Here is a 26367-nt window from a genome sequence, read left to right as displayed (position 1 = left end):
CTTGCTCTAGTCGGTTTTCGTTTAAAAAACGCTGTTTGTCAGGTGGGAGAGGCTTAAAATTCCTCATCCCCAAACATGTCATCTGAGAACCCTTCATCCTCAAAATTCTCTTCTCCCTCTTGTTCCAGCGGGAATTGGTTGTTTTGGTATTCGTCACAGTTCATCTCAATGCCGATGTCGCCGGAAGGGCGGTTGAACCGGGCTTCGGTATCGAAGTCGATGTCCTCATTTTTTTCCAGTTCTTTGATGAAGCTAATGAAGAAGGGCTTGGCCATAGCTGAGCCCTGCCCATAGTGTATGGACCGGAAGCGAATCCAGCGGTATTCGCCCCCTACCCAGGTGCCCACTACGAGGTTGGGCGTGATACCCATAAACCAGCCATCCACATAGTCGTTGGTGGTGCCGGTTTTTCCGCCTGCTTCCACCTCAAGGGTTCTGCCAAGCCCGGCGGCATACTTTAGCATTTCCACCATGACGTAGTTGGCGTTGGGGTTGATGGCTACGTTTTCTTCGGGTACGCCTTCGTACAGCTTTTTGCCATCCTTATCCTCAATGCGAAGAATGCAGTAAGGCTTGGTGAATAGGCCGTTGTTGGCAAATGCCGTATAGGCTCCGGTGAGCTCTAAGTTGGTTAGGTCGGTAGCCCCCAGGCAAATGGAAGGCGCCTTGGGTACGCGGTACCGCCCGTTGGAATAGCGGGCTGAGCTGTCTATGCCCATTTGGTGTACAAGGCCGCGGACCGGATCCGTATCGCCCAGTTGTTTCATCAGGTGGGCGGAGATGGTGTTTTTGGATTGCTTTAGACCCTCCTTAAGTGTGAACAGCCTGCCGCTATAGGAATTAGAAGAGTTGCGGGGCGTCCAGGGCTCCAGCAGCCCGAAGTTGCCGTCCCCGGGCGCAATCGTTTGTGGCAAATCATAAACCTGATAACAGGGCGAGAACCCTTGCTGGGCAATGGCAGTGGCATAAACGAAAGGCTTGAAGGTGGAGCCGACCTGCCTGGAAGTCCGGTTGTGGTCTACCTTGAACCGCTTGTAGTTGATACCGCCTACCCATACCTTGATGTGGCCCGTTACGGGGTCTACTGCCAGGATGCCGGTCTGCAAGTGCATCAGGTGGTACTTAATGGAATCGATCGGTGTCATGACCGTATCCTTTTCCATTTCTTCATTTTCATAAGTGAAGACCCGCATTTCTGTTTCCGTGCTGAAGGCGCGGTCCACTTCCTCCTGCATAGCCAGCCATTGCTTACGAAGTGCGTTGAAGTGCTTGCTGCGCATGATCTGCCGGTACTGAGCAGCCAGCCCGGTGCTGATGTAGTTGCGCTCGACCAGCTCGTCGATCACACCGCCTTCTTCTGCTTCCAGGACTACGCGTTCTACCTCGCGGTCATCTGCATGGAACATGAGTTCTGTTTCCTGTTGCAGTTTAGCAACGATGTCTTTGATGTATTTAGACCTTATTTTCTGATAACGGTCCGAATCCCGGATTAGGTCTTCCAGCTTTTTTTGCCGGCGCTCCACCGGGACTTCATGTATCGAGCCGCTCGTGTATTCCCAGGGGTCCTTTCGGACCACGCTCCAGGTTTCCCAGAAGCGCTTCTGTTGTTCGGCCATGTGCTTTTTCATGATCCGCTCAGCAATGCGTTGCATATCGGGGTCAATGGTGGTGTAAATACGAAGCCCATCCCGGTAGATATTGTAATGGCTGCCATCGGCTTTTTTGATGTTCTCGCTGCGGAGTAGTTCTTTGATGTCTTTAGCCAGCTCCATGCGGAAATATGGCGCGATGCCGTCAATGTGGGTTTGGGCGGTGTATTTTAGGTTCAGTGGTTGGGTACGGAGGGTATCGTAGGCAGCCTCGTCGATCAGGTTGTTTTTTTGCATTTGCTTGAGCACTACCATACGCCGGTGCAATACCGTATCGGGGCGGTCGAGCGGGTCGAACAGGGAGGGGTTCTTCAGCATGCCCACCAACATGGCTGCTTCGTTGACGTTGAGCTCGTCCTGCTCTTTGTCGAAATAGATTTCCGAAGCCGCTTTGATGCCATAGGCGCCATTAATGAAATTGAACTTATTGAAGTACATCGCAATAATCTCCTCCTTAGTATACCGGCGTTCCAGGCGGGCGGCGATGATCCATTCCTTAAGTTTTTGGAGCCCGCGTTCCCAGATGTTTTTGGAGACCTGTTGCGTGAAGAGGAGCTTAGCCAGCTGCTGGGTGATGGTAGAGCCCCCGCCGGAACTGCGTTGGCCGAGCAGGACGGTTTTTACGGCAATCCGGCCCAATGCTGCAAAGTCGATGCCGCTGTGCTCATAGTAGCGCTCGTCTTCCGTGGAGATAAGGGCATTGACCAGGTTGGGCGACAGCTCATCGTAGGTGACGGGTACCCGGTTTTCGGTATAGTACCGCCCGATGACTTCCCCATTGGCGCCAAATACCTGAGAAGCCTCCTCGCTTTTGGGGTTTTCGAGCTGCTCAACGGAGGGCAGGTCGGTAAAAGAGAGGGCGATAAAGGTGAGCGCTACGCCCAAAAGGCCTGCACCAGCGAGGTACCACATCCACCGCATAATGTTGCGGTACTGCTGTTCTTTAGGCTTGGATCCGGTTTGTTGTTCCATGGTCTGCTTTGAGTTCCGGGTTCAAAAGTAGTGAATTCTTGTGGGTTGTTAGGCAGTAAAACGCTTGCTTTACGCTAAGCGCCCTGCCCTTTTTTCCTGCACTTGAACGTAGTAACCGGCTGCCTTCATATGTGGTGCGGACGGGAAATTCAGGATTACAGGCTGCGGTAGTAGTCCAGGGCGGCGATTATAGGAGCTTCCGTTGCTGTTTGGTTGACCACCACCTTTCCGGTTTCCGGCAGCAGGCTGAAGTTGATGGCCTGGCCCTCGTTTTTCTTGTCGTTGCCCATGAGCTGCAGGTAAGCCGGGTAGTCGTCTGGCCGAAGGGCAACCTTGCCATAACGTGCAGTCAGGTAATCGGTGATCTGCCGGAGCTGGGCTTCCGGTAGGCCCTGCTGTTGTGTGCTCAGGAATGCCTCGCAGATCATGCCTATGGCTATAGCCTCCCCGTGCAATAGTGGCGTGTCGGTTTCCAGCGCATGCCCTTCGATGGCATGGCCGATCGTGTGGCCGAAGTTGAGGGCTTTGCGCAGGCCCTTTTCGAAGGGGTCGGCTTCCACGATTTGCTTTTTGATATTCAAAGAGGCCGGGATAATGCTTGCCCAGTCCGTATTTCTTAGATCTGTTAATTGTTGCAGGCTTTCCCACTGTCCAGTATCAGCTATGAGGCTGTGCTTGATGACCTCGGCGAAGCCACTGCGTAATTCCCGGTCGGAGAGGGTGTCGAGAAAGGCGGGGTCAACCAGAACCGCCTGAGGGTTGCGGAACAGCCCGATACTGTTTTTGACTTGTCTGAAATCTATGCCCAGTTTGCCGCCGATGGAAGCGTCCACCTGAGAAAGCAGTGTCGTCGGGATTTGCAAAAAGCGCATGCCCCGCTTGAAGGTGCTTGCCGCAAAACCGCCCATGTCGCCAATAACGCCACCGCCCAGGTTGAGCAGGAGGGCATCCCGTGTGGCCTTGTGGGCCATGAGCTGCCCCCAGATGCGCTCACAGGTCTGTAGATTTTTATGGGCTTCTCCGCTTGGGATTTCAATCAGGATGGGCTGATATCGCTCAAGGGCAGGTGCAATGCGTGGCCAGCAGTGCTCCCTTGTATTTTCATCAGCCAGTACAAAGAGCTGGCTAAAGGGCTGCTGCTCGAGGGTGAGGGGCAGGGATTCGGCAACGGGGCCAATATGGATAGGGTAAGTATCAAGGGCAAGCGTCTGCATAACAATGGAAAATTTTAGACCGCAAAGCTAAGGTATGTGTACCTAAGTTTATAGTGCCGTGACCTGCTCCAGGAGCCAGTCTTTTTCGGTTAGGGGGCTTGCGGTAATGATTTCAGATTTCAGCGCACTTTTTTCCTGCTCATCGAAGGGGTTGATCCGCACAAGTTTGCGGGTGAAGCGTATGAAATTGTGGTAATTGGAACGATAGGCACCCATAAGCTGCTTCCTTTTGAGGTAGGCACGCATGCTTTCCAGTAAAGACTCAAGGGCATCGTACTCATCCAGCTCATAGTAGATTTTGAGCAGCATGCTCTTGGCATTGAGGTTGATGAGGGTGTCATCAAAGTCTGTTTGTGCCAGAAGCTGCATAGCCGACCCATAGTCGCCTTTCTCAAAATTGAGGCGGGCCAGGCTGTGGAGGAAAAAGCTTTCCCTGTAATCGGGGGGCAGGGCTTTTTTGTATTGGTGTATGAAGTGCTCGACCCAGTCGTATTCTTTCAGGCGAAGGGCGGCGCCCACGGCATTTCTGAAGGTAAACGGGGAAACTACGCCATTTTCCAGGAGGATTTCGTTTTCAAGCCCCTGCCGGTAAAGCCGGAAAGCTTCCCGGATGAGCTCGCTGTCATTGAACTTGTTTGCCTGCCGGATGCAGTAGTTGACCGCCATGAGGTAGATGTCGCGCAGCTCAGACTTAGGGAAGGAGGTGCGGTGCTTTTGGATTTCCTGGCGGAGGTTTTCGAAGTACTGCTTGCCGGACTCATCTGTGATGGCTTTGTAGCCATAGAAATATACTGCGATAGCGGGGTGGTGGAGCATCAGCTTTTGGCGGTCCACATATTCGATGATGTATTCCAGCAATCCGATGTTGTACTGTGCTTTATAAACCGATTGGTGGGCGATCATGAGGCAGCCCTGCCGGAGCTTATCCGCTACGAAGGTCAGGTCGAGCGCATCAGAGACTTCCTGCAGGTTCATCTCCGTGGTCCGCTTTTTGCCATCGTAAAAGGAGTATTTCTCCAGCTGAAGCAGGTATTCATTTCTGAGAAACTGCTCATTTCTGTAATTGGCTTTTTCCTGCTGTGCTTCCACGGCTTTGATGGCTTTTCTGAATGCCCGGTCCAGCTTCCGTTTGCGGAATACGCTGGCCAGTGCCATCCGTGCCCGTACTTCGTCGCTTTGTTGTTCCTGGTAGATGAGAAATTCCTCTACCGATTTCAGGAGAAAGTGCATGCTTTGCCTTAACTTAGCATCATCATAGGGCTCATTTGAGAAAATTCGCGAAAACACCCTTTCTTTCTCCAAGAACTTTTCCTCATACAGGTGCTGCCCGGCCATTAAGTATTCAAACAGCGCGACCACGTCCTCCCGGTGATTGTGGGCGGGGGAATTCAGCCATTTTCGGAGTTCCCGTTCCTCCTTTTTAGATAAGGTGCGCAAGATTAATACTAAGTGGCTGTTTGTCATACAATAGGCTAAATTAATAACGATCAACAAAAAGTTAGGAATTGCTGATGTGTATTAGTTTGTTTATTAGTTACTTGTGTGAAAAGTAGTGGTTTTTAAGATCTTAAAAGTACGCTTTTTTTTCAACAAATTCGCTTTTTTGTCTTTGATTCCTTTACAGAATGTGAGCACTTTTGTAACGGGTGAAAAAGACAAGCCGCGCTTCATAGCCGAATTTCCGGCACCAAAGTAACGTTCAAAGCGTTTGCAAAAAAAAGAAGCTTCCAGGTTTGTTACTACCCGAAGCAAAACGCTATAACAGCATTGAAGGAAATAGCTTTGTTTTCACCAAACGGCCTAAATAATTCATTAATGACGACTTCAAACTTCTTCTTTTCACTGAATCGTTACCGGACAGCCCTGTTGCTGTCTGTAATGTTCTTTTTTTGCATTGGTGCTCCCCCCGCCATTGCCCAGGGCTGGGAGCGGTATTACGGCGGAAATGCTGAAGATATAGGGGAAGCGCTGCTGTCGACCTCAGACTGGGGTTTCCTTGTAGTGGGTAATACCCAGTCTTTCGGGCAGCCCGGCGGTGATCAGGGTGTGAATGTCTATGCTCTGAAAGTCGATGTGGATGGCGATTTGGTGTGGCAACGCGCTTACAATACAGCCTTTTACGACAGAGCTAAGGCCGTCGTGGAGATTGAAGCGAACCGTTATGTCTTGGCCGCTGAAGCTTCTGACGCCTCTCAGCAGGGGCCGTTCGGCTTAATGTTGCTGGAAATTGATGAGCGCGGCGTTTTGCTGGATACGTTCTCCTTTTCACTAGATGAGGTGCCTAACCTGCGCATTAATGATATGATCCTGGCTCCCGATGGGGGCTTGCTGGTTGCAGGCTTTGCAGATTATTATGCAGAAAAGGATGACGATATGGTCATCATGAAGATCAGCGCTGATATGGAGCTGGAGTGGCACCGGATTCTGGACGTTGGGGTGAATGACCGGGCTAATGCGATTGCGGTAATCGACGGGGGCTATGTCGTGACCGGGCAGGTGGATAGCGAGGTGGAGCCGCCTGCTGCCTTTGGGGATGATATTGTTACCCTGCGCATGGATGAAGCCGGCGCAATCGTCTGGCAGCGCAAATTAGCCTCTGACCAAAATGATGAAGGAAATGACATTCTCGTTGATAATGACGGTAATATTGTAATCACCGGTTTTATAGATGCTGACCTGATTATCTGGAAATATGATCAGGGCGGGGAGAGTACAGATAGCCTTAGATTCTCCATGTTTGGCAATGGCAATGTGGGGGAGGCTATAGTTGCGCTGGATGAGGGGTATGTAGTAGCTGGTTTTACGGAGGTTGATGACTCCAACCTCGATCAGTTGCTCCTGGAAGTTGACCAAAGCCTTGATGTTGTATGGAATACAAGCAATGGTGATGTAGAGTCCTCTGATATTACATTTGATATTGTCAAATCTAAATCGGGAGGCTATGCAACAGCGGGTTACAGTGGTGTGGATATTTTATTTGACCCCCAGTTGAGCCTGATGAAAACCGATGAGCAGGGGCAGATCGTCTCCAATGTGATCCGGGGGCAGGTTTTCCACGATATAGATGTGGCCTGTGATTTGGACCCCGGCGAACCGAGACTTTCCGGCTGGCTGGTGCGGGCCACAGGTGATGAAAAAACGTACTTCGCGACTACAAATGAGGTTGGTGTTTTCGAAATGCGGGTTGGCCTGGGGTCATACGTAGTAGAAGCGCTGCCTCGAAACGACTATTGGGAAAGCTGTTTCCCCGGTGGTGTCAACGTAGGCTTCAACCAAATCTACGATACCGTAGGCGTAAACTTCCCGCTAAAAGCCAAATACATCGACTGCCCGTTGATGGAGGTTGATATTTCAACGCCATGGATATCCAACTGTACGGATATTGAGTACACTGTTAATTATTCCAATCAGGGTACCGGAGGAACCGATGGTGAAGCAAGTGTAGAAGTGGAACTGGACCCGGCCCTTTCTTTCCAAAGTGCCTCTTTGCCATTTTCTTTCGCGAATGACACCTATACCTTTGAGTTGGGTAATGTGCCTTATAATACAGAGGGCAGTTTCACCATTCAGACCTTTATGGATTGCGACTCCATCGTAGAGGATCAGTCCGGGCTGGTTACCGCACGTATCTTCCCGGACACGCTTTGTTCGCCTGCTGATCCGGGCTGGAATGGCGCGAGTGTTTCGGTGGATGGGCTTTGCGAAGGCGATGAGACAGTGACTTTCCGGTTGTCCAATACCGGAAATGCAGCAATGGTGTCTGCAAAAAGCTACTTCATCGTGGAGGAAGATTTGATGTTCCTGACCAATGGGTTTGATCTCGATGAGGAACAGGATACTACGATATTGCTCCCTGCCAACGGCTCCACCTACCGGATCATCGCGGAGCAGGTCGATGGCCATCCGGGCAACAGCTTCCCCACACGAGCAGTAGAGGGTTGTGGAACGGATGAAGAAGGGGGCTATAGCGTAGGCTACGTTACCCAATGGCCCGAAAATGATGGGGATCAGGCGGTTTCCATTCATGTGGATGAGGTCTTGGCTGATGTGCCGGAAGTGGCGATGGTCGCCCACCCCAAAGGTTGGCAGGATTCTTTGATTTCTGCTCAGATGGCACTCACTTACCGGGTTTTCTTCCGGAATATTACCCAGGATAGTGTCCTTAGAGTCGTCGTTCGCGATACGCTGCCTGAAGGTTTGGACATTTCCACTCTGGAGTTTGGAGCGAGCAGCCATCCTGCGACTTACGATATTTATGAGAATGGTGTCATTAAGGCCACTTTTGAGAACCTGGAGCTACCGGTTGACGGGACAAGCCCACAGGACTATGCATTCTTCGAATACCGCGTGGCACAAACCGATGGCAATGCCACAGGCACTGTAATTGAGAACAGCGCCCTTGTTATTTACGATTATAATACCCCGGTATTCACGGGGCGCACGAGGCATGTGGTTGGTGCGCCTACGACCACCGGTTTGCTGGATATTATCCCGGTTGATATAAATGAGCCGGAATGGGCTTCAGGGGTCACCGTAAGGGCTTTCCCCAATCCGGCAACGGAATACATTACCCTCGAAGTGGAGGGGCTGCAGGGTCAACATGAATTATCCTTTACTTTATTGAACTTATACGGGCAGCCTGTGCGTTCTATCAACAGGGAAGGGCATCAGTGCACCTTTGACCGAAATAATCTGCCTGCCGGAAGCTATATTTATCTGGTCCGGGCAGATGGGCAGAAAATCGCTGCCGGCACCCTGATTATTCGTTAACAAACGGTTAAAAAGACATTACCGCTGATACTTTGCTGAGCTTCAGCGCGTTTATAAAGATGTAAGACTTAGGTCGTCTTATTTATTTCATGAGATTATGATTTGTTATTAGTGAGAGGCTCTGCCGCAACGGCAGAGCTTTTTTTATTCCTCTTCCTCCAGCTTTACCGGAAAATAGCTTTCTCCCGTCAATGCCCAGCGCTCGTCGTATACACTTCGATAGATGAGCCGGTAGTCTATGTCAATGGCCATTAACAGCTGCAAAAACTGATTCGCGCTTTCCTGCGAATTATCCACCTTGAATATTTCGATTCTTTCATTGGGAGAGATGAGCTGTCCCGGAGCGATATTGGAATGATAGATATTGCTGATTTCGCTGAGTTCAGGGATTTCCTGATACAGGAATGTTGGCAAATCCATCTGATAGGCTGAATCTTTATAAATAACTATCGTGGAGTCGACAATTGCCGGGCCGATCCCTTTATTGCTGAGTACGATGGAGAAATCAGGCCCTCCGTAGTTGGCATTAGCGATCATAAGGTAAGGCATCGTAGACTTGAGCTGAGCATTGCGCTGCAGCTCTTGCTCCTCTCTCATAAGGTTGGTTTGGTAGAAGAGCGCAATTAAAGACATGAGGCTGATCATGATTGCGCTTGTGCTCATGATTTTCTCTGTATTCCAAAATCGTTTTTTCTTTTCGGCGCTTTGGGTTAGCATCGGAGGGCGTGCCGCTTTTCCGGAATTAGAGTACGTCTTTTTCAGGCTCATAAATCATAAGTAGTTTGGCGGGAATTGTACCATTTAGCTTCTCTTCGTCGCTAAAGCTTAAGATTCAGTGCTCAAAATAAGAGGAATATCTGATATGGAGGGGGACAGAAACCGACACTATTCAGGGTGAAAATCCACCTAAAAACCTTTTTTTAAAAAAAAATGAAAAAAATTAGCAAGAAAAAGAGCTGTAATTTTCAATAAAAATCAACAAGGATTATAAATCAGGTTTCGATCTATATAGTTGTTTTACAGCGGGTTAAGGTTATAATTAATGGTAAGATGAGGTTTTTATTTCGGTTTTTTTTCAACAAAACCCGTTTTTTGTCTTTGTCCTGGCGTAAGAAAGCCTGCATATTTGTAATGTAATCAAAAGGAAAGGGGCTAACGAAACAGCCTTGAAGAAAAACACCAGGAAAGCCTGGAGTTAAAATTGAAAGAACAGATCAATGGTAAAGTAACTAACATCAAACTGAGAGGCTATCCCAAAGGCTACGAACAACTATTTAAGCCAGTTTTTTTGTTAAAACCAACTTCATGATACTTTACCACCGGGCGGCAGTGTAGGGGAGATTGCCTACAGTTCCCAGAGACCGATTCATATCCCAAAAACGTTTAAGCTGTAGGGATAAATTTTCTGATACTGCTGCCCATTCTTTCTTTGACATTAAAACGGTTCGTTTGCTTGCGGCAGCACACAACCGTCTTATGATAAATGGTACAATCTCTAGCCTTAAAGCTCGGGATAAACAGCCGGATGTACTGCTCAGAAGGGGATGAATATCAAGTTGAGCGTACGCTATCATAATCCCAAACGCCGTGGGTTCCTTGCCGGATCAACACAAAAGACTGGCAAGGAGCTCCAAAAAAACTAGAGCAACATCAAAATATAGATTTGTTTGAAAAATTAGGTCGTCTTATTATTTCATGAGATTATGATTTGTTATTAGCAAGAGGCTCCGTCGCAGACGGAGCTTTTTTTTGTTGTAGGTCGTCGTAAAAAAGTAGGTCGTAAAAGGTCGTCTTACTATCTCATGTAAATAATAACTGCTTCAAAGTTAGAAAAAAAATATATCTCACCAAGCCTTTCTTCTGGCCTGCCCGCTGCTTTTGCTCCGCTTTCTCCCTTTATGCTTGTATTTTTTTAATTATAAATTGTTGACCTTTAGTTGGTTTCGTCTCGATTAGGCCGTTTGAAAAAATATTGCCTGTGGCGGCAATTTTTTTGAGCGCAGAGGGATGGAAGACCGTGTTTCTACCTGATTTTAGGTAGATAGTTGCCTGAGCAGCCAAGTCCTTTCTGCAACGTTGGGGCAGGCTTTTATTTCATCGGCAAGTGCCTCCCGCGCATTTTTTTCACCCGGTGGCAGTTCCTGAAGCTGCCTTAGAAAATGCAGCAGGTTCAGGTAGTTTTCCCGGTGATAGCTAAGGGCTTTCTTACGGCGGATGAATTTTTCGAGGGCATGCATTCGGGCTTCCAGGACATCAAAGGCGCCGGTTTCGTAGAAAAGCTTCAGCCTGACCGTACGAACAGAGAGCTGTAGCAGGGGTTCCCCAAAGTGCACCTCGTTCAGGCGTTGGAGTGCAGCACCATACCTGCCTTTTGCATATTCTAGCCTGGCTTTGCAAAAGTGGTACATCTGATCCGCCCTGTTTACGGGCATGGCAGCCCGGTAGTGCTCCAGAAAGTTATCCACCCATTCGTAGTCCTCCAGTATGAGCCCAAGGGTAGTGATGTTCCGGTAGGTAAATGGCGAGAGCTGCCCCTGCTGCAGCAGCAACCCTTTTTCCAGCCCCAGTTTGTAAAGCTGTAGTTGGGCCTGTAGGTAGGCACTGCTGCCGAGATTATACTGCCGGGTACAGAAATTGAGGGCCAACAGGAACATATCCTGTAGTTCCTCTGCCGGGAAAACCGCTAACTTTGGACCGGAAATAAGGTCAAGAAAAGCATCAAAATGCCGGGCAGCATCAGCCGATCCATGCAGGTAGTGGTAGCTGTGGTAATAGGCCGCAACCGCTGGTTCTTGCAGCAGAGGATTACCGCGCAGGTGCTGTAGTAACTCCTCCAGGAGTGCGATTTCATAATCAGTCGGGAAGACGAACTGATGGCTTTTGGCCAGACAGGCCTGCCTAAGTTTAGCGATGCAGTAGAATATATTGAGGTATTGGTCGGCTTCATGCAAATTAAGGGATGAGGTCCGTTTTTGTTGTGCCCGCTGTCGGTAGGCCTCATCTGCAAGCAGGTACTGATCCAGGAAATACCTGCTGCTGCGTTCAGGCGAGTTGCTGAGTTGCCGTTGGGACCGGCAGAGCGCTTGTTCGAAGTGCTTGGGCAGCTGTCGTTGCCGGTAGGTCTGCGGCACGGACCAGGGCATTTCGGTATCAGACTTTTCCACTTTCCAAAAGACTTCGAGGAGTTTAAACAGCTTGCTCATTAGCAATCTTATCCGATGGTCATCATAGGGCAGGGCAGGGTACAGTTGCTGATGCAAAGCCGCCTTATCCGGTGGCAGCCCTTTTTTCCAGCAATGCTTAACAAAGGCTTCAAAAAATGCTGTGACCATAGGCTGTGAATTGAAGTAGGGCGACTGCACAAACAAGCCAAACCGCTGCTGTTCCTCTGAAGAAAGCGTCTCGAGTGCCTGCCAGAGTTTACTGTTTTTCATGCGTTTGAAAATTAATTGCAGAGACAAATTATGATTTAAAAACTAATTATTGTGGTGATTTAAGTCTGAAATTAGTGTTTTTTAAAGAGACAAATTGGTGAAAATGTCATTGTGCGCTTACTAATAAGCCCTGATATTTGTAGCGTAAAGAAAAATCAAGGCTCATGAATACGCGACACCTCCTCCTTTCAGCACTTTTGTCCCTGTTTTCGATATCGGGAATAGCGAATACCGCACCTGTATCGGGTACGATCACCACGCACTGCGGTGACCCAATGCCAGGTGTGATCGTTCACTTTGGCAGCGAACTGACCGTCATCACTGATCAGGAAGGTTTTTACCAAATTGATTTGGAGATCGGGCAGGATTATACGGTTTTTGCAAGCCTGGATGATGAAATGATGAATGGAGTAGACGCTGAAGATCAGCAGATTATTGCCAATTCGATGTTCGATTCCACGGGGAGCTTCTCGCTTACGCCCTATCAGTTGCTGGCAGGGGATGTCAATAATTCAGGAAGTGTGAGCACATTCGATTTAATTGGGATCGCCCGGGGGCTGCAGGGAATAACGGGCGCCATCATGGAACCTTACTGGTTCATTCTGCCTGCTGATTTTGATCTTCAGGTCCCTTCTAACCCCGATTCGGTATGCCTGCCCCTGGTTATCAATGTCGATAGTACAGATGGTATTGAAGGGCTTGATTTCATTGGGGTGAAGCGGGGCGATCTGGACTGTAGTGCGGAGTTGCCCTTTGTCAGCCCGCCCGTTGTTGCCCTGTCCGGGCAGGTATACCTGGATGAGGAAGCCCTTTGTGTCCCCTCAGACACCCTGACGACCCTAAACGGTATCCATCTTCAATTTTGGGACGGGCAACAGCATTTCTATTCCACAACTGATGCGCAGGGCGCTTTTTCGGTCGAACTTCCTCCGGCAACCTACGAGGTGCAACCTTTGATTCCTAACTTACTGTGGGCGTCCTGCCCCAACACGGTTTTGGAACTGGAAGAAGGAACTGCCCAGGATTCGGTCAACCTGGGTTTGCAGGTAGCAGAAACCTGCCCGTATATATTTGCCTCGGTCGTTTCAGAATCTCTGGCACCGGGAACCACTTCCACCTACACGGTCTATTACCGGAACGAAGGGACTGCTTTGGCCATTGATGCTGAAGCCCAGCTACAATTTGACCCTGCACAAACGGTCGTAAGCAGCAGCATACCCTACGTGCAAAATTCAGATGATGTCTATGTGTTTTCGTTAGGGGATGTAGCAGTCATGGAGGCCGGAAGCTTTACCGTGGAGGTCGAAATGGCTTCAAATGTCTTACCCGGCAGTACCTATTGCCTGGATGCAAGTTTCACACCGGATGAGGTTTGTAATCCTACAGACTACAGCTGGGATGGATCGATATTGGAATTGAATGCGATTTGCGATGGCGATAGCGTGAAGTTTACGATTAAAAACACGGGACTGGGCATGGGGGAGCCCCGAAGTTATGTCGTCATAGAGGACGATCTGGTCATGCTACAGGAAAACATTCAGTTAGATGCCTTTGAAACGTATAAATTTAGCCGGGCAGCGAATGGTACGACACAGCGTCTGCAGATATCTCCAGCGCCCGGTTGGTATAGTCAGCCCTCTCCGGGACTGGCGGTTGAAGCTTGTGGGACGAATGCCCAAAACGGAAGTAGTACAGGCTATGTAGTCGATTATCCCAATCATAATGGTGCCCCTTTCACCATTCAGTATTGCAGGGAAGACTCCAGCCAGGATACTGTCAATGTCGGCATTGTTGCCTATCCAAACGGAGAAGGGGAGCAGAACCTGGTCTTGCCTGGCCTGCCCATTGTCTATGAGGTTCGGTTTCAGAATGAAAGTGACAGTTTATCGCAGGGCCTGGTCATTACAGCTCCGATACCTGAGGGGTTCTATTCATGGTCTTTCAAGGCCGGTGCCAGTAGCCATGCCTGCAATAGCTTGATTACGCCGGACGGGCAACTACGTTTTGAGTTGGAAGCGCCGTTGGAAGCCGGTGAGCAAGGGCATTTGAGTTTTCAGCTGAGGCAACGCCATGGCAATGCTAATGGGGAACAGCTGATCATGCAGGCGGCCCTGCATTGGGGAAATGGGCAAGTGGATACAACCAATGCCTCCCTGCTGACGGTCATGTCAGGCTTACTAGACCCGGACTTTGGTTTTATTGTACTGGGAGCTGATACAGAAGATAATGAACCGCTAACGATGCTGGGCGGCGCATTGCTGCTGGAAGGCGATACCCTTCAGGTTGACACTACATTTGACAATCAGCTGCGCTTTGAGTTTGTCGAAGTGGGCGTCCCCTATCAAGTCTCCCACTTTCAGGATGGTTCCTGGACCAACGGGGTGACGGTTTTTGACATGGTACTGATTTCCAAACATATTGCGGGAGTAGGGCCGCTTTCTACACCGTACCAACTTATTGCTGCAGATGTGAATCAGTCCGAAAACATCACCATCATGGATTTGATAGCCATAAGAAATGCTATTTTAGATCCGGAGGACAACGGGGTGGCTGGCGTCCCTGCCTGGGTTTTTGTGGATAAGGCCTATGTTTTCCCTGCTCCGGATAACCCCTGGTATGGGATTGAGATTGACAGTAGCATGTGGAAGAGTTGTTTAGAAGACGTATATGCCATACCATATGCATATGGAGGGCCTCCCGTGGCATTTAATGCTGACTGCATTGGCATAAAAATGGGAGACGTCAATGGGGACGCTACCGCTTTCCAACAGTTACCCGATGAGCGCTCAGCGGCAGACTGGCCCCTGGTTTGGAAGCCTGCAAGCAATGGCGGAGCTGCGCTGGTCCCCACCCGTGAAATCCAGGCCGCTTCCGGCTTTCAGCTGTCCTTCCGCGGGCCGGAGCACTTGGCTTGGGAAACCAGTCAGAGCTTTCAGTTAGAAGCCCAATATGCAAACGGTATCTGGCGCCTGCTTGCCTATCGTATCTCGGATACCCCTTTAATCAAGGGTCAGCCCATTTTGCAGGTCAATAGCACCCCGGAATCCTTTGAGCTGGTCGATTCGGGTTTCAACCGTGCCTATCTTTCTGATGGCACCCTGCTAAAACCGGTAATTGCAGCCTACGCAAAGGAGAATCGGCTGACCGTCGCCCCCAATCCGGCGCGTGACCGCCTCACCGTGCAGGGGCAACAGCAATCCGCTGGTGTGGTGGCCCTGACGCTCTTCAATCCGCAGGGGCAGCCCGTGCAGACGCGGCAATGGATGGCAGGGGAATACTGGTCCGGTGAGCTACAGGTAGGCAGCCTACCCGCCGGCTTGTACTGGCTGCAGGTGGAGACTGGTGATATGGTATTTGGGGAGCGGGTAGTGGTGCGGTGAAGCACGGCGCTCCCTTGCGATGCCAAGAGCTCTGCCCCAGCTTTTCAGGGAAAACCAGTTGGATTCCGGTAAAGACCAGGAAAAAGCTCCCCCGATAGGAGCAACGCCGGTACTGGTGTAGCGCTTATTCCATGGCCTTGCCAGGCGCACTGCCCCGGCTTTTCCCGGGATAGCGGTTTAATCAGATTGACAGGGATAATTGTAATACCGATGACAACTCATCCCAAACAACTGGATTTTTAGGTGAACAGGAATTAAATTACACCAAGCTTTTGGTTTCTCTTTCACCCCAGTCAAACTGTTGCCCCAAATCATAAAGTATGAAAAGCGCTTTTCTAACCATTCTGTCTGTTGCCCTCTTCTTCTCCCCCGCCCACAGCCAATGGGAAGTCAAATACGTGGATACTGATTTCCCGGGCAACCTCCACGTCATTAAAGCCATCAATGACTCCACGCTCTTTGCTATGGGGGACTCGTCGGCTTGCTTCCGGTCTTATGATGCCGGGGAGTCCTGGGAGGGATTTGACACCGGCCTGGATATGGATTTCCTGGATATTGAGCGGCTTGGGGATTCGGTGCTCCTTGCTGTGGGAAGGAAGCAGATGGTAAGGTCCACAGACCTTGGAGAGTCATGGTCTGTGGTGTACTCCGATGAAGCCGAAGCGTTTCATGCCATAGCCGCCGTTAGCGACGCTGCAGTCCTGGTCGCGGGCTATGCCGGGATTTACCAGTCCACAGATCAGGGGCAATCCTGGCAAACGGGATGGTCTTTGGAAGGGGCGGGCTACGAAACAGGAGAAATCAGCAGTTTACACTTTGCGGATCAGCAGGTGGGGCTGGCAGCAGGTTATGGATATGCGGAGGACATCCCCGGAGGTTTGGACCGCTTCATTTTGAGAACTACGGATCAGGGGACATCCTGGGTGGCAGGTACCGACCTGGGGGCTGATTTTCTGTTTGCACCCGGCTTGGATTTTACCGACACCCAAACGGGATACCTCCATCTGGACAACGGGCAGTTGTTCAAGACTACAGATCAGGGCGTAAGCTGGGACCTGCAGGGCGGAAATTATGGTGATGTTACGGATTTGAATTTTATTTCCCCGGACCGGGCTTTTTCAACCTGTGCGCACCTGGTATTTACAGGCAACTCCGGGCCTGAAGGCACTATTTTGAGTACTGCAGATCAGGGCGTGAGCTGGGAGGTCTTACCTACTCCGGGCATTCCCTTGTTTGATGTTGATTTTCAAAACGATTCGACCGGGTTTGTCGTGGGCAAATATGCCCTGATCATGAAGTATAATGCCGATATTGAAGGCATAGCTGGCGCGTACCCGGACTTTCCTTCCTCCAGTTTTCATCCGGAAGCCAGGGGCTTTAGTATTGAGGTCCTGCAAAACCCGTTTCAGGATTTCATTCAGTTGAGTACGGAGCAGGAAGGCACCCCTGATATCCAGATTACGCTATTTGATGCGACCGGGCGCAAAGTCATGGCGCAGCAGATTAGCGTGAGGGCCTTGCAAATCCCCGCTGCGCACTTGCCGAAAGGGCCGTATTTTCTGTATGCCCGGAGTGCCAATGGGGCTAAGGTGGTGCCGTTGATCAAAATGTGAGATTAAGGAGGGCGTTTAAGCGCCTTTTAATGGAGCTTTAGGTGGAGTAGGTTTTTTAAGGGTAAAAATATTTTTCTGGTCACACCGAATGATTTGATGTTTTTTACGCTTAGGGGTTCTTCCGTGTCTGGCCTTTAATAATCAGTCGTTTACAGACGTGATTCTTGTTCGATCCTTTTCCCTGTTAGAGCGGTGTAAAGGCCTTTTAGGGGCTGTACGTGGGTAATCTTCAATCTGCTAACGTCCCTCCCTGCGCCGTAGGTGCGGAATGTGTCTCCTTCCAAAAGCTTTAAGCCAAGCCCGATCCGCAAGTGGAAGTTACGAAGGCGTGTCGTCTTAACGAGGTCGGCAGCTTACATTTCGCACTTAACGGCACGGAATCTAGTCCATTGCTTTTGGGTTACCAATATTTTGCCTCTGACGGGGCAACGGCTCTGCATCGTTCAGTTATAGAAAAGCGCCATTTACCAGTTGCCAATTTTTCCTGTACTTTTGCGCCATATTCAATCGAGTTATGGCAGTACCTGAGATCGTTTTCCACGTTGGCCTGGGCAAGGTCGCCTCCACTTATTTGCAGCACCGCTTTTTCCCGAAGCTGCAAAAAATCCACTATATCCCCACCAACCGTTACCGGCAGGTGCCGGACATCATCAAAAAGGGGAAGTACGGGCGGTACTTCGTCTCCCGGGAGTTTGATCAGCAACTGGAGCGGGAGGTCAGCTGGTTTGCATCCTACTATCCGGAGGTGAAGCCCATCATTATTTTCCGGCGGCACGATGGCTGGGCGGCTTCTCAGTACCGGCGTTATGTGAAGAATGGCGGGCATCTGCCCTTTACCGGTTTTCTGGATGTGGAAGGGGACACGGGCTTGTGGAAGGTCAGTGATTTTATTTTTTACAACCACATTGAGCAGCTCGAAAAGCACTTTACCCATAAGCCACTGGTGCTGTTTTACGAAGAGCTGCGGTCCGATCCCTGGGCGTTTTTTGATAAAATTGCCGCATACGCAGACGCCGCCTACGACCCCAAAGACGTTTCGCTCGCCAAGGTGCATACTTCCTACAAGGAGAAGGAACTGAAAGTCATGCGGAAAATGGGCAAGTACATCTTCGGAGAAGAGCGGTCGACCACGAAGGGGCGCTCTTTAGGGGGATGGCTGCGCCGGCGCGGGCAGATGCTGGCCAGCTACGCGGTGCTTTACCCCTCCAAGCTCTTGCCCAAGCGTTTTGTAGACCCTGCCCCGCTTATCCCACCGGAGGAACTGGAAAACGTGCGCGACTTCTTTGCGGAGGATTGGGCTAAGGTCAAAGCCTATGCAGCGACCTCCGCTACGGTGTAGCACGTTACAGGTGTCGCAGCCCGGACGTCCGGCCCATTTTGTAAAAGCTAAAAAAGCAAGTCCTGCGTTAAAGGCACAGATCAAAACGATAGAGCCATGAAGTATTTCCTTAGTCCGGTACTGTTGTTGTTTGTGGTGCATGTGGCCTTGGCCCAACCTGAGCAGGGGCAGTCCATCATACAAACCTACACCCCTTCCCGCCTTTTGCCGAAAGGGAGCTGGGAAGTCAAGCTTTTTAATAATCTATACACGGAAACCCGTGGAGCCAATGAAAGTGGAGAGGTGAGCGACCGCCCCCGTTCCACCTTCCTGACCAATATCTTGGAAGGCTTCGTTGGGGTGTCGCCCAATGCGCGGGTCAATGCTGGTGTGATTGTCAATTTCCGGTCCTCCCTCATCTCTTCCGCAGAAATGGAGCACCCAGCCCTTGATGCCCTTCGCTACGCCAATAATGAGGAATTTGCGAGAAGTGGGGTTTCTTATATTGCCCCCTCTGTGCGGTTTACGCCCTTCAGGAGCCTGCCGCGCCTGTCCTTTCAGTCCTCTGTGATGCTGCCAGTGTTTGAGGAGGAGTCCATCAATGGGGTGTTTTTTGCAGAGCGCAGCACTATTTGGGCTAATAAAGTCTACTACGACCACTCCTTTGCGAACGGGGACTGGCAGTTGTTTACGGAGCTGAGTTTTGATTATTTGTTTGGGCCGAATGAAGAGAGCTATGCCAACGACAGCGGCTTTATGCCTGTATCTGTATTTTTAAGCTACTTTCCCAGTTCCAACCTTACCTTTTATGTCAATGCGCAGCATGCCCGGCGGATTGACCTGGGCAACAACTTCAGTCAGCACTTTACGCTGGCCGGGGTGGGCGCGAAGTATCAGCTCACGGATGCCTTGAACCTGGAGATTTCTCACTCGCAGTTCTTGTTTGGCAACAGCTCGGGCCTGGGCGCAACCTACAATATCGGCTTCCGTTATGTAAACCTATGATGCGGCTTGTTTTTTCTTTTTTATTGCTCTTGCTTAGCCTGCCTGCCCTTCGTGCACAAGGCATGGTTTTGCAATCCCTGGAAACAGAAGGGCTAAAGCGTACTCATCCCGGGTTTTTCTACGGTATTGCCGGGGCATCGCCCGGAGATACGGTCACTTACGAAGCGCTGGAGGAAATGCGGCGATGGCTGGTATTGCAACCGGCTTTTAACGCCGTAGCCTATCATTTGGATACGACGGATAGCGGACTCCACCTGCGCTGGGAGACGGAGGAAGCGAAAACAGTATTGCCTTACGCCGGGCTGTGGTCTTCCAATGACATCACCACGGTCATTGGCGGGCTTTCTGAGTTCAATTTCCTGGGGCGGGGCATTAGTGTGGGGGCTTACTATCAGTACAACCTGCGGCATAGCCTTGGGCTGTTTTACCGGCACCCGTTTTTGGTGGGGAAGTTCGGGGCGGAAATTTCCTACACGCTTTGGAATTCCTATGAGCCACTCTACAAAGGCCCTGCTACGGCCTGGTATGATTATTCCAACTCCAGCCTGAATGCGACTGTCTTTTTTACGCCTACCCGGCGGCAGGAGTATCAGGTGGGCCTCAGCCTTTTTCAGGAAGCCTTCCAATTGGGTACCGTAGCGGAGGAAGACCGCCCGCTCTTCCCACGCGAACTGGATATCGGGAAACTCGGCATCCGGGCCAACCACTTCTACCGTGGAGCGGTGCCTCACTATTTCTACTGGTCGGGGCTATCGGTGGATACCTACGCGCAAGTGGTGCTTGATGAGTTGGGCTCCGAGCCGTTTTACATCATCCGGCAGGCCTGGAAGTACTACCGGCGCACTGGAATGCGTGGGAATTGGGCGCTGCGCTTCATCTGGGGGCTGAGTACGAATGTCGATACGCCTTTTGCGCCCTTCGCACTGGACAACCACATCTCTATACGTGGCGTTGGCGACCGCATTGACCGGGGCACCGGCATGTTGACCCTTAATACAGAATACCGGTACACCCTTCTGGAAAACAGCCAAATCGCCCTGCAGGCTGTGGGCTTTGTAGATGCCGGGAGCTGGCGCCTGCCCGGCGGCACTTTTAGCGATTTTACCGACCCGGAAGTCATACGGTTGCACAGTGGGGTAGGAGGGCGGTTCATCCTAAAGCAGTTTTACAACACCGTCTTTTCGGTCGACTACGGGCACTCCCTTCGGGATGCCGGGGAGGGAGGATTTGTCCTGGGGCTGGGGCAGTATTTTTGAATTAGCCCATAACATTTACGGGCAGGGTGAGCGCAATTAGCATCAGGTTTTTCAAATCGCAGATTTTTCGTAAAATTAAAGCCTGAAATCTAAAAGCTTAACCTTTGGCGCATCAAAAAGAGCCTTCCAATAAAAGTCCGGAACAGGAAACGCCTGCCTGGCTCCTCCGTGTACAGGAGCAAAGCTGGGAGCCGGAAATCCTGGTCTCCGGTATTGTGCTGTATGGGCTTTTTCAGGCGCCGGCATTGCTGGAACGGCTACAACACTTCCTGAGCCATTTTTCTTTTGAAGTTTTTTCCGCTGGTACGGCCGATGAGAGCATGGTTGCCGTACTTAAGGTCGCTAACGTATGGCTTATCGGCGGTTTTATGGTACACCTTCTGCTGCGAAGCATCTGGGTAGCTCTGGTAGGGTTGAGCTATGTGTACAAAAATGGCGTGGATATTTCCAGGCTGAAGATGGGCGAATCTTACAATCGGTTGATTTTCAAAGATGCGCAGTATACCCGAAATATAGTTCGTCTGGAAGAGATTTGCAGTACCACTTTTGCAGTCAGTTTTTTGCTGTTTATGCTGCTCCTTGGAGGATGTTTTTTTCTCGGTGTAGTAGTGGCTCTACTCGCAGCTTGGTTGTACTTTTTTCCAAATCGTGCAGAGCAGCTAACTACGATAGATCCTATACTCAGCATCATTGGAGGAATTTACGTACTTGATTTTTTAACCTTGGGGCTGTTAAAGCGTATTCCCTATTTCTCAAAGTTTTATCTGCCCATTTACCGGGTCATGAGCTGGCTGACCCTCTCTCCTCTTTACCGGAAAATTTATTACGGGCTTGTCAGTAACCACGCAAAATGGAAATCCGTGCTGGCCATTCTTATTTTTCTGAGCGTTACGGCATTGCTTTACAGTGGGTTCAGATTGAAAAACAACCCGGCTGATGCGCTTGCCTTGCGCCTTTTGGATACGGCAGAACAGCTGATGTATCCCGGCCACTATGCGAATTGGGCGGGCAACAAGCCCTCAGGGCTGCTACAGATTCCTTCTGATGTGATTGAAGCTAACGTGCTGAGTGTGTTTGTGGTCCATCGGTCGGCGTACGAAGAACGCTACATAAAACCATTATGCAACTACAGTTCCCGGCAGGATTCCGTTGATCAGGATATCCTGGTGATGGATTGCCTTTCTAGGTTTTATACCCTGCAATTGGATGGTATGCCGGTAGAAACCGACTATCTGTTTACACGAAAGCAGGAGCCACTTCAGGTAGGCCTGCAGGCTTATCTTGATATCACCCATCTGGAGAAAGGACTGCATAATCTTGAGCTTTACTTCCAATTCCAGCAAGAGGATGGCTCGGTTCGGCCGCAACAGGTGGCCAAAGTGGAGTTTTATAAAACACAGCATGCAGAGCGGATTCCTATATTCACTCCGGAAATAGAGGAATAGCCATCAACGACGGAACCAAAAATACACCATGCCTTATAGGGATACTTAGGTTACGGCCCCACACCAATTCCCAGCCGGAGCCCCAGGGTTAGAGAAGGGCGTAAGGTCCAGCCTTCCCGCTTTGGCTCAATGGTGAACAGCGGCTGCTCAGCTGGGTTGTCGAACCGAAGTATCTGTCCGGAAATATCCTGATACTCAAGGTGCCGTAACCTCAGGCCCACCCCAACGAACAGGTCAATATATACTTTATTATAGACGCGTTGTGTACCATATTTGATATGCACAGCCAGTTGCCTTCGGAGGCGGGTGGCCTCATCAAAGCTGTACTGCTCACCATCGGTATCTTCGTAGGCATCTTCTCTGATAAACAAGGGAAAGTGGCTTAGGTCCAGTTCAAGCCCCCAGTAATCTGAGGTATAAAACCCACCGCTGTTTATTTCCGGGCGGGAGGTGAGAAAGCGGCGTATTTCCGGACGAATAGCAATGTAGGAAAACCCTTTACGGTAATTGGAACCACCCCAAAAAGAAGGAAAGTTAGCATAGGAAGCATCGAGTAGGTAGCCATATTGTCCGCTCACATATTGGGTGCCGATTCTAAAACGCGGATAAAAATTGACAAGGCCTGCCGGAGTTATATGGATCCCCCACTTTTTAGGGTCAGGCTGTTCCTGGGCACCTAGAACCTGAGCGAGGGTGCAAAAGATCAAAAGGAGCGTTAATCGGGGGTTCATATTGTAAGAGATTTGCGTAGAGGCATAACGTACGAAGTAGCCAATATGCTGTATCTTCCGCGAAAAATGGAGGATATTAAGTACATTTTATCTGGTTTGCTGGTTGCTCCATTGTTACCTTTGATGGCCGTACAGGGCAAACGCATCCGGGCATCGGTGCCAAAGTTGCCTTCTGCAAAAGGCTCTTCAGGTTACATCGGCGACGGTAAAGGGCAGGCATTGCGGCTCATCACCCTCGGCGAAAGCACGATTGCCGGTATTGGAGTGGAAACCCATGCGGAAGGCTTCAGTGGCACATTAGCCCGTGCTTTGGCTGATCAGTTGGGGAAGCCGGTTGCGTGGAAGGTTTATGCTGAAAGCGGGTACACTGCTGAGCGGGTGACGGAAAAACTAGTTCCGCAAATAGCAGAAAACGATATTGACCTCATCGTCATTGGGCTTGGGGGCAATGATGCTTTTCATCTCAACTCGCCCTGGCGCTGGCGCCGCAGCATCCGGGAGCTGATTGCTGCCTTACGCCAACGCTTCTCTGAAACGCCTGTCGTGTTTACCAATATGCCTCCAATTAAGCGTTTCCCGGCTTTTACCCCGCTGATCAAACGCGTCGTGGGCAGTCATGTCGAACTACTGGGGCGGTCTTTGCATCATGTTACGGAACCGATGCCCAATGTGTTTTACTATGCGCGGGTCATCACCCTGGAGGACTGGCGGGACAGACTGGGTGTCAGTGCGCCTCCTGCCGACTATTTCAGCGATGGGGTGCATCCTTCGGCACTGACTTATCAGGTTTGGGCGCGGGATGTAGCGGGGTATATTAGGCGGTTGGGTATTCTGTAGTTCTGCCCCGGAGTTCAGCATTAAGGTAACTTCTCATGACAATTGTTCAATGAGGTTCGTCAGTTTCCCTTTTTCCGCATTGCTCACAGGAATATCAGCGAGTAAGTCCTCCAGGATATGCTTTTTCAGGGCAGCGGCATCTTTCTGCGATTTTACAGACAGGAAAGTGGTGACGACTGGCAAGTCCAGCTCTGTGAAATCGGATAGCTCTTCCCCGGTCAGTTTCGGAAAACGGATGGTAGTCTTGAGCAAGTTGAAAATACGATTTTTGTATATGCCTTTGTCAAGGCCTTTTTCCAGGCCTTTCTCCAAGCCTTTCTCCAAGCCTTCTTTTCGGCCCCGTTCCAGAATTTGCTCCAATGTACTCATCACTTCCGGTTTTATACTGAATGCTGTATTGTTAAGTTCTTGCAAAAAAGATTCTTCCGAACGCTCACCCACACCCAGGATGTAGGTGGTGATTGCTGTGATTTTTTCTTTGCCCAGTGCTCCTTCAAAAATAGGTTCTATATACCGAAATATCAAGTGCTGCCGATATCTGAAGGCCATCGCCATAATCACACTCCGAAAGTAGCTCAGGTCAAGGTGCACCAGTTCTTCCGGGGCTAGGCGCGAAGCGTCCTGATACAGAAACCTGAAATCGGGTATATAGGGTTTCACAATATTAAAATACGGGTGCTCTATAAAGAGCTCTGGTAATCTCTTTGGGACCCACTCCTTTTTACCGTTGTAGAAGATTAATGGTAGTACAGGCTCCAGGTTTTGCCCTCGCTCCTTGACCATCCTAAACATCAGTTCCATTATGTAAAACCCGATTTGCACAGCAATATATTTGTCAGGTTCCGACTTATGCTCAAAGACCAAACAGAAATAGAAATACTCATTAGCTTCTCCCTTAAACCGGCACCGGTAAACCACATCAGTTTCAAATTGCTTGAGGCTGGGACGGACACTGAGACTACTCTCTAAGCTCAAGCTTTCAAAATCAGCAATCTCTGAGATTTCGGGGTAAAAGTGCAGCAGGTAAGCTTTAGCAACCTCAGGGTCGCTCATAGCCGATTTGAAAAAGCGGTCGTCCGGTTGATATATTTGAAAATCTTGGGGCATGATACAGAGATAAATGCCCTGCTAAAATAAACATAAAAGTTTAAAACAACTAAAAACAACACAATTTTTTTAAGTCGTTTCTGTCAATCCAGCGGTAGGTACACCCGTTCGCCCGTTTCAGCGGATTGAATAGCTGCCTGTAGAATTTCCACGACGATCATATTATTTTCCAGCGAAGACAGGCTCATTTTCTCGTAAGGTATGGTTTTCCGGACCAGGGCTGCTAAAAGTGCAAAAGGGTCATCATAGGGCGCCGTCCGGGCAGTTGCCGTTTGGGGATCAAAGGAGGTACTTTCCGGTAGCCGGACCTGTAAACGGGTAGCGTCAAGCGCGAAGGCGGCACCGGATTTCCCGTAGACTTCCATATCCTTGCGGCTGTAGGGCCAGTTCCAGGAAGCTTGGATGATGGCCTGGGCTTCGGGGTAGGTGAGCACGATGGTCGCTTCGTCGTCTACTTTGGGGTAAAGTTGGGGCTTGATTTGCTGGGTGACCGCAAAAACTGAAGTTGGGCGTTCTCCTTTCATTAGCCAGGTCGATAAATTCGCGCCATAGCAGCCAAAGTCGATAAGGGCACCGCCCCCGTTCCACTTTGGGTCACAGAGCCAGTCGGTGAACTCCGGGTTGCAGCCAATTTCAATCGGCCCTTCATGTCCATCGTGAATCACCATTTTACGGATGGGGCCAAGGGCACCGCCATCTACCAGCGCTTTAACCCGGTGATTAGAGCCATACCAGGTGGTTTCGTAATTTGTCAGCAGCATGATCTTATGCTTTCGGGCGAGGGCTTCCATTTTTCTCGCATGCTCCAGATTCACGGCCAGCGGCTTCTCCACCATAACATGGATACCCCTGGGTGCGCAGGTTTCCACCACCTCCAAATGCCCGTAGATGGTATTGAAAGCGGTAACGGCTTCAGGCTGCGTCGCTTCCAGCATACTTTCCAGATCCGGATAGACCAGGTCCATAGAGAAGCCATGTTGTTTAGCATAGCGCTCCGCCAGCGCCCGGTTGGGCTCGGCGATACCGACGATTTCAATATCACCTCGTTCTGCTCGTCCAAGTATCCAGTGTACATGGGTATGGACCAGGCCTGCAATGCCTATGCGTACCGGTGGTTTTGGAGAGGGCTGTTGTGCCAGCATGTAAATTGGAAGGAGCATTAGAGCATAGGGTAGGGACTTCATGACAAAATCAATATTGGTTTGAGAAACCAAAGTACAAAGAAGGGCGCAGTCAAGGTAACCCAAAATAGAATCAGGGCAGGCTCGTATCTCCTTCGACCAGGTTGCTTTTTGCGCCGACTGCCTGGAGTCCGCCTGAATGCTGGCGGGGCACGCCGGGGCTTGATCATTTTTTATGCCCTGGAGCAAGATGTAGCTGTACAAAAAATTGGTTTTCCGGCATTAGAGAAAGAGCTGATCGCTAAAGGCATGGTCATCGATTATGGCTGGATGAAGTGCCCCATCTATACGCAATACGAAGTGGTCACCTACTGGCGCTAACGGCCAGCACGGGGAACGATGAATGTCGGGCTTACAGTCCAGACATTCATCGTCTGGGATCTTGGATTTGCGACATCGGCCACTGACGAAGCATAGCTTGTCAGGGCAGGCGCAAGCCACTTCCCAGCGTAAAT

The 26367-nt window shown here is 50.3% G+C and carries 17 protein-coding genes; 9 read left to right on the top strand and 8 right to left on the bottom strand.

What is annotated here, in order from left to right; translation table 11 throughout:
- Positions 1 to 53: 53 nt before the first annotated feature.
- The 3 genes from MRY86_RS10000 to MRY86_RS09990 all read right to left on the bottom strand — a co-directional run bounded on the left by MRY86_RS10000 (position 54) and on the right by MRY86_RS09990 (position 5272).
- On the bottom strand, positions 54 to 2621 hold the full coding sequence (locus tag MRY86_RS10000; RefSeq protein ID WP_293568645.1) for a transglycosylase domain-containing protein: 2568 nt from the start codon (positions 2619 to 2621) through the stop codon (positions 54 to 56).
- A gap of 155 nt (positions 2622 to 2776) precedes the next feature.
- Positions 2777 to 3835 carry a 3-dehydroquinate synthase gene (aroB, locus tag MRY86_RS09995; RefSeq protein ID WP_293568643.1) on the bottom strand — a complete coding sequence of 353 codons (1059 nt, stop codon included), beginning with the start codon at positions 3833 to 3835 and terminating at the stop codon, positions 2777 to 2779.
- A gap of 48 nt (positions 3836 to 3883) precedes the next feature.
- Entirely contained in the window at positions 3884 to 5272 is a 1389-nt protein-coding gene (locus MRY86_RS09990) for a hypothetical protein (protein WP_293568641.1), read from the bottom strand.
- Between the two features lie 378 nt (positions 5273 to 5650).
- Between MRY86_RS09990 and MRY86_RS09985 the strand changes: the two genes are divergently transcribed.
- Positions 5651 to 8605: a T9SS type A sorting domain-containing protein gene (locus MRY86_RS09985; RefSeq protein WP_293568639.1), complete on the top strand. Its 2955-nt coding sequence runs from the start codon at positions 5651 to 5653 to the stop codon at positions 8603 to 8605.
- Between the two features lie 144 nt (positions 8606 to 8749).
- On the opposite strand, the gene MRY86_RS09980 is transcribed toward MRY86_RS09985, so the two are convergent.
- Together MRY86_RS09980 and MRY86_RS09975 are read right to left on the bottom strand one after the other, a co-directional pair.
- Positions 8750 to 9373 (bottom strand): hypothetical protein, encoded by a 624-nt coding sequence (locus MRY86_RS09980; RefSeq protein ID WP_293568637.1) that lies wholly within the window; start codon positions 9371 to 9373, stop codon positions 8750 to 8752.
- Positions 9374 to 10638: 1265 nt separating this feature from the next.
- On the bottom strand, positions 10639 to 12039 hold the full coding sequence (locus tag MRY86_RS09975) for a hypothetical protein (RefSeq protein ID WP_293568635.1): 1401 nt from the start codon (positions 12037 to 12039) through the stop codon (positions 10639 to 10641).
- Between the two features lie 164 nt (positions 12040 to 12203).
- Here MRY86_RS09975 and MRY86_RS09970 point away from each other — a divergent pair, with 164 nt between their 5' ends.
- From MRY86_RS09970 to MRY86_RS09945, 6 genes are all read left to right on the top strand, one after another.
- A complete protein-coding gene (locus MRY86_RS09970; protein ID WP_293568633.1) occupies positions 12204 to 15419 on the top strand; it encodes a T9SS type A sorting domain-containing protein in 3216 nt (1071 codons plus the stop codon).
- Between the two features lie 320 nt (positions 15420 to 15739).
- The gene (locus MRY86_RS09965) at positions 15740 to 17032 is read left to right on the top strand and encodes a T9SS type A sorting domain-containing protein (RefSeq protein ID WP_293568631.1); all 1293 of its coding nucleotides are present in this window, start codon (positions 15740 to 15742) and stop codon (positions 17030 to 17032) included.
- A 514-nt stretch (positions 17033 to 17546) separates the two neighbouring features.
- Entirely contained in the window at positions 17547 to 18371 is an 825-nt protein-coding gene (locus tag MRY86_RS09960; RefSeq protein WP_293568629.1) for a hypothetical protein, read from the top strand.
- A 96-nt stretch (positions 18372 to 18467) separates the two neighbouring features.
- Complete coding sequence (locus tag MRY86_RS09955) at positions 18468 to 19355, top strand: hypothetical protein (protein WP_293568627.1); 888 nt, start codon at positions 18468 to 18470, stop codon at positions 19353 to 19355.
- Positions 19352 to 20611, top strand: coding sequence for a hypothetical protein (locus MRY86_RS09950; protein ID WP_293568625.1), 1260 nt, complete (start codon positions 19352 to 19354; stop codon positions 20609 to 20611). Before MRY86_RS09955 ends, MRY86_RS09950 begins: the two co-directional genes overlap by 4 nt.
- A gap of 104 nt (positions 20612 to 20715) precedes the next feature.
- The gene (locus tag MRY86_RS09945) at positions 20716 to 22056 is read left to right on the top strand and encodes a hypothetical protein (RefSeq protein WP_293568623.1); all 1341 of its coding nucleotides are present in this window, start codon (positions 20716 to 20718) and stop codon (positions 22054 to 22056) included.
- 50 nt (positions 22057 to 22106) lie between these two features.
- Here MRY86_RS09945 and MRY86_RS09940 read toward each other — a convergent pair whose 3' ends face one another.
- Entirely contained in the window at positions 22107 to 22787 is a 681-nt protein-coding gene (locus MRY86_RS09940) for a hypothetical protein (protein ID WP_293568621.1), read from the bottom strand.
- A gap of 66 nt (positions 22788 to 22853) precedes the next feature.
- Between MRY86_RS09940 and MRY86_RS09935 the strand changes: the two genes are divergently transcribed.
- Positions 22854 to 23624, top strand: a complete 771-nt coding sequence (locus MRY86_RS09935) for an SGNH/GDSL hydrolase family protein (RefSeq protein ID WP_293571401.1) — start codon at positions 22854 to 22856, stop codon at positions 23622 to 23624.
- A gap of 33 nt (positions 23625 to 23657) precedes the next feature.
- Here the strand turns inward: MRY86_RS09935 and MRY86_RS09930 are convergent, their stop codons facing one another.
- Together MRY86_RS09930 and MRY86_RS09925 are read right to left on the bottom strand one after the other, a co-directional pair.
- Entirely contained in the window at positions 23658 to 24731 is a 1074-nt protein-coding gene (locus tag MRY86_RS09930) for an Rpn family recombination-promoting nuclease/putative transposase (RefSeq protein ID WP_293568617.1), read from the bottom strand.
- 83 nt (positions 24732 to 24814) lie between these two features.
- Positions 24815 to 25915, bottom strand: coding sequence for a Gfo/Idh/MocA family oxidoreductase (locus MRY86_RS09925; protein WP_293568615.1), 1101 nt, complete (start codon positions 25913 to 25915; stop codon positions 24815 to 24817).
- Between the two features lie 108 nt (positions 25916 to 26023).
- Here MRY86_RS09925 and MRY86_RS09920 point away from each other — a divergent pair, with 108 nt between their 5' ends.
- On the top strand, positions 26024 to 26233 hold the full coding sequence (locus MRY86_RS09920; protein ID WP_293568613.1) for a hypothetical protein: 210 nt from the start codon (positions 26024 to 26026) through the stop codon (positions 26231 to 26233).
- Positions 26234 to 26367 lie beyond the last annotated feature (134 nt).

The sequence above is a fragment of the Phaeodactylibacter sp. genome (genome assembly GCF_022763345.1).
Lineage (GTDB): Bacteria > Bacteroidota > Bacteroidia > Chitinophagales > Saprospiraceae > Phaeodactylibacter.
Note: the sequence above shows the minus strand (reverse complement) of the source record. Positions and strands in the feature narration are given on the sequence as shown.

Coding starts and splice junctions, on each gene's coding strand:
- MRY86_RS10000 (WP_293568645.1), bottom strand. CDS start 2,621: ATGGAACAACAAACCGGATCCAAGCCTAAAGAACAGCAGTACCGCAAC.
- aroB (WP_293568643.1), bottom strand. CDS start 3,835: ATGCAGACGCTTGCCCTTGATACTTACCCTATCCATATTGGCCCCGTT.
- MRY86_RS09985 (WP_293568639.1), top strand. CDS start 5,651: ATGACGACTTCAAACTTCTTCTTTTCACTGAATCGTTACCGGACAGCC.
- MRY86_RS09980 (WP_293568637.1), bottom strand. CDS start 9,373: ATGAGCCTGAAAAAGACGTACTCTAATTCCGGAAAAGCGGCACGCCCT.
- MRY86_RS09975 (WP_293568635.1), bottom strand. CDS start 12,039: ATGAAAAACAGTAAACTCTGGCAGGCACTCGAGACGCTTTCTTCAGAG.
- MRY86_RS09970 (WP_293568633.1), top strand. CDS start 12,204: ATGAATACGCGACACCTCCTCCTTTCAGCACTTTTGTCCCTGTTTTCG.
- MRY86_RS09965 (WP_293568631.1), top strand. CDS start 15,740: ATGAAAAGCGCTTTTCTAACCATTCTGTCTGTTGCCCTCTTCTTCTCC.
- MRY86_RS09960 (WP_293568629.1), top strand. CDS start 17,547: ATGGCAGTACCTGAGATCGTTTTCCACGTTGGCCTGGGCAAGGTCGCC.
- MRY86_RS09955 (WP_293568627.1), top strand. CDS start 18,468: ATGAAGTATTTCCTTAGTCCGGTACTGTTGTTGTTTGTGGTGCATGTG.
- MRY86_RS09950 (WP_293568625.1), top strand. CDS start 19,352: ATGATGCGGCTTGTTTTTTCTTTTTTATTGCTCTTGCTTAGCCTGCCT.
- MRY86_RS09940 (WP_293568621.1), bottom strand. CDS start 22,787: ATGAACCCCCGATTAACGCTCCTTTTGATCTTTTGCACCCTCGCTCAG.
- MRY86_RS09935 (WP_293571401.1), top strand. CDS start 22,854: ATGGAGGATATTAAGTACATTTTATCTGGTTTGCTGGTTGCTCCATTG.
- MRY86_RS09930 (WP_293568617.1), bottom strand. CDS start 24,731: ATGCCCCAAGATTTTCAAATATATCAACCGGACGACCGCTTTTTCAAA.
- MRY86_RS09925 (WP_293568615.1), bottom strand. CDS start 25,915: ATGAAGTCCCTACCCTATGCTCTAATGCTCCTTCCAATTTACATGCTG.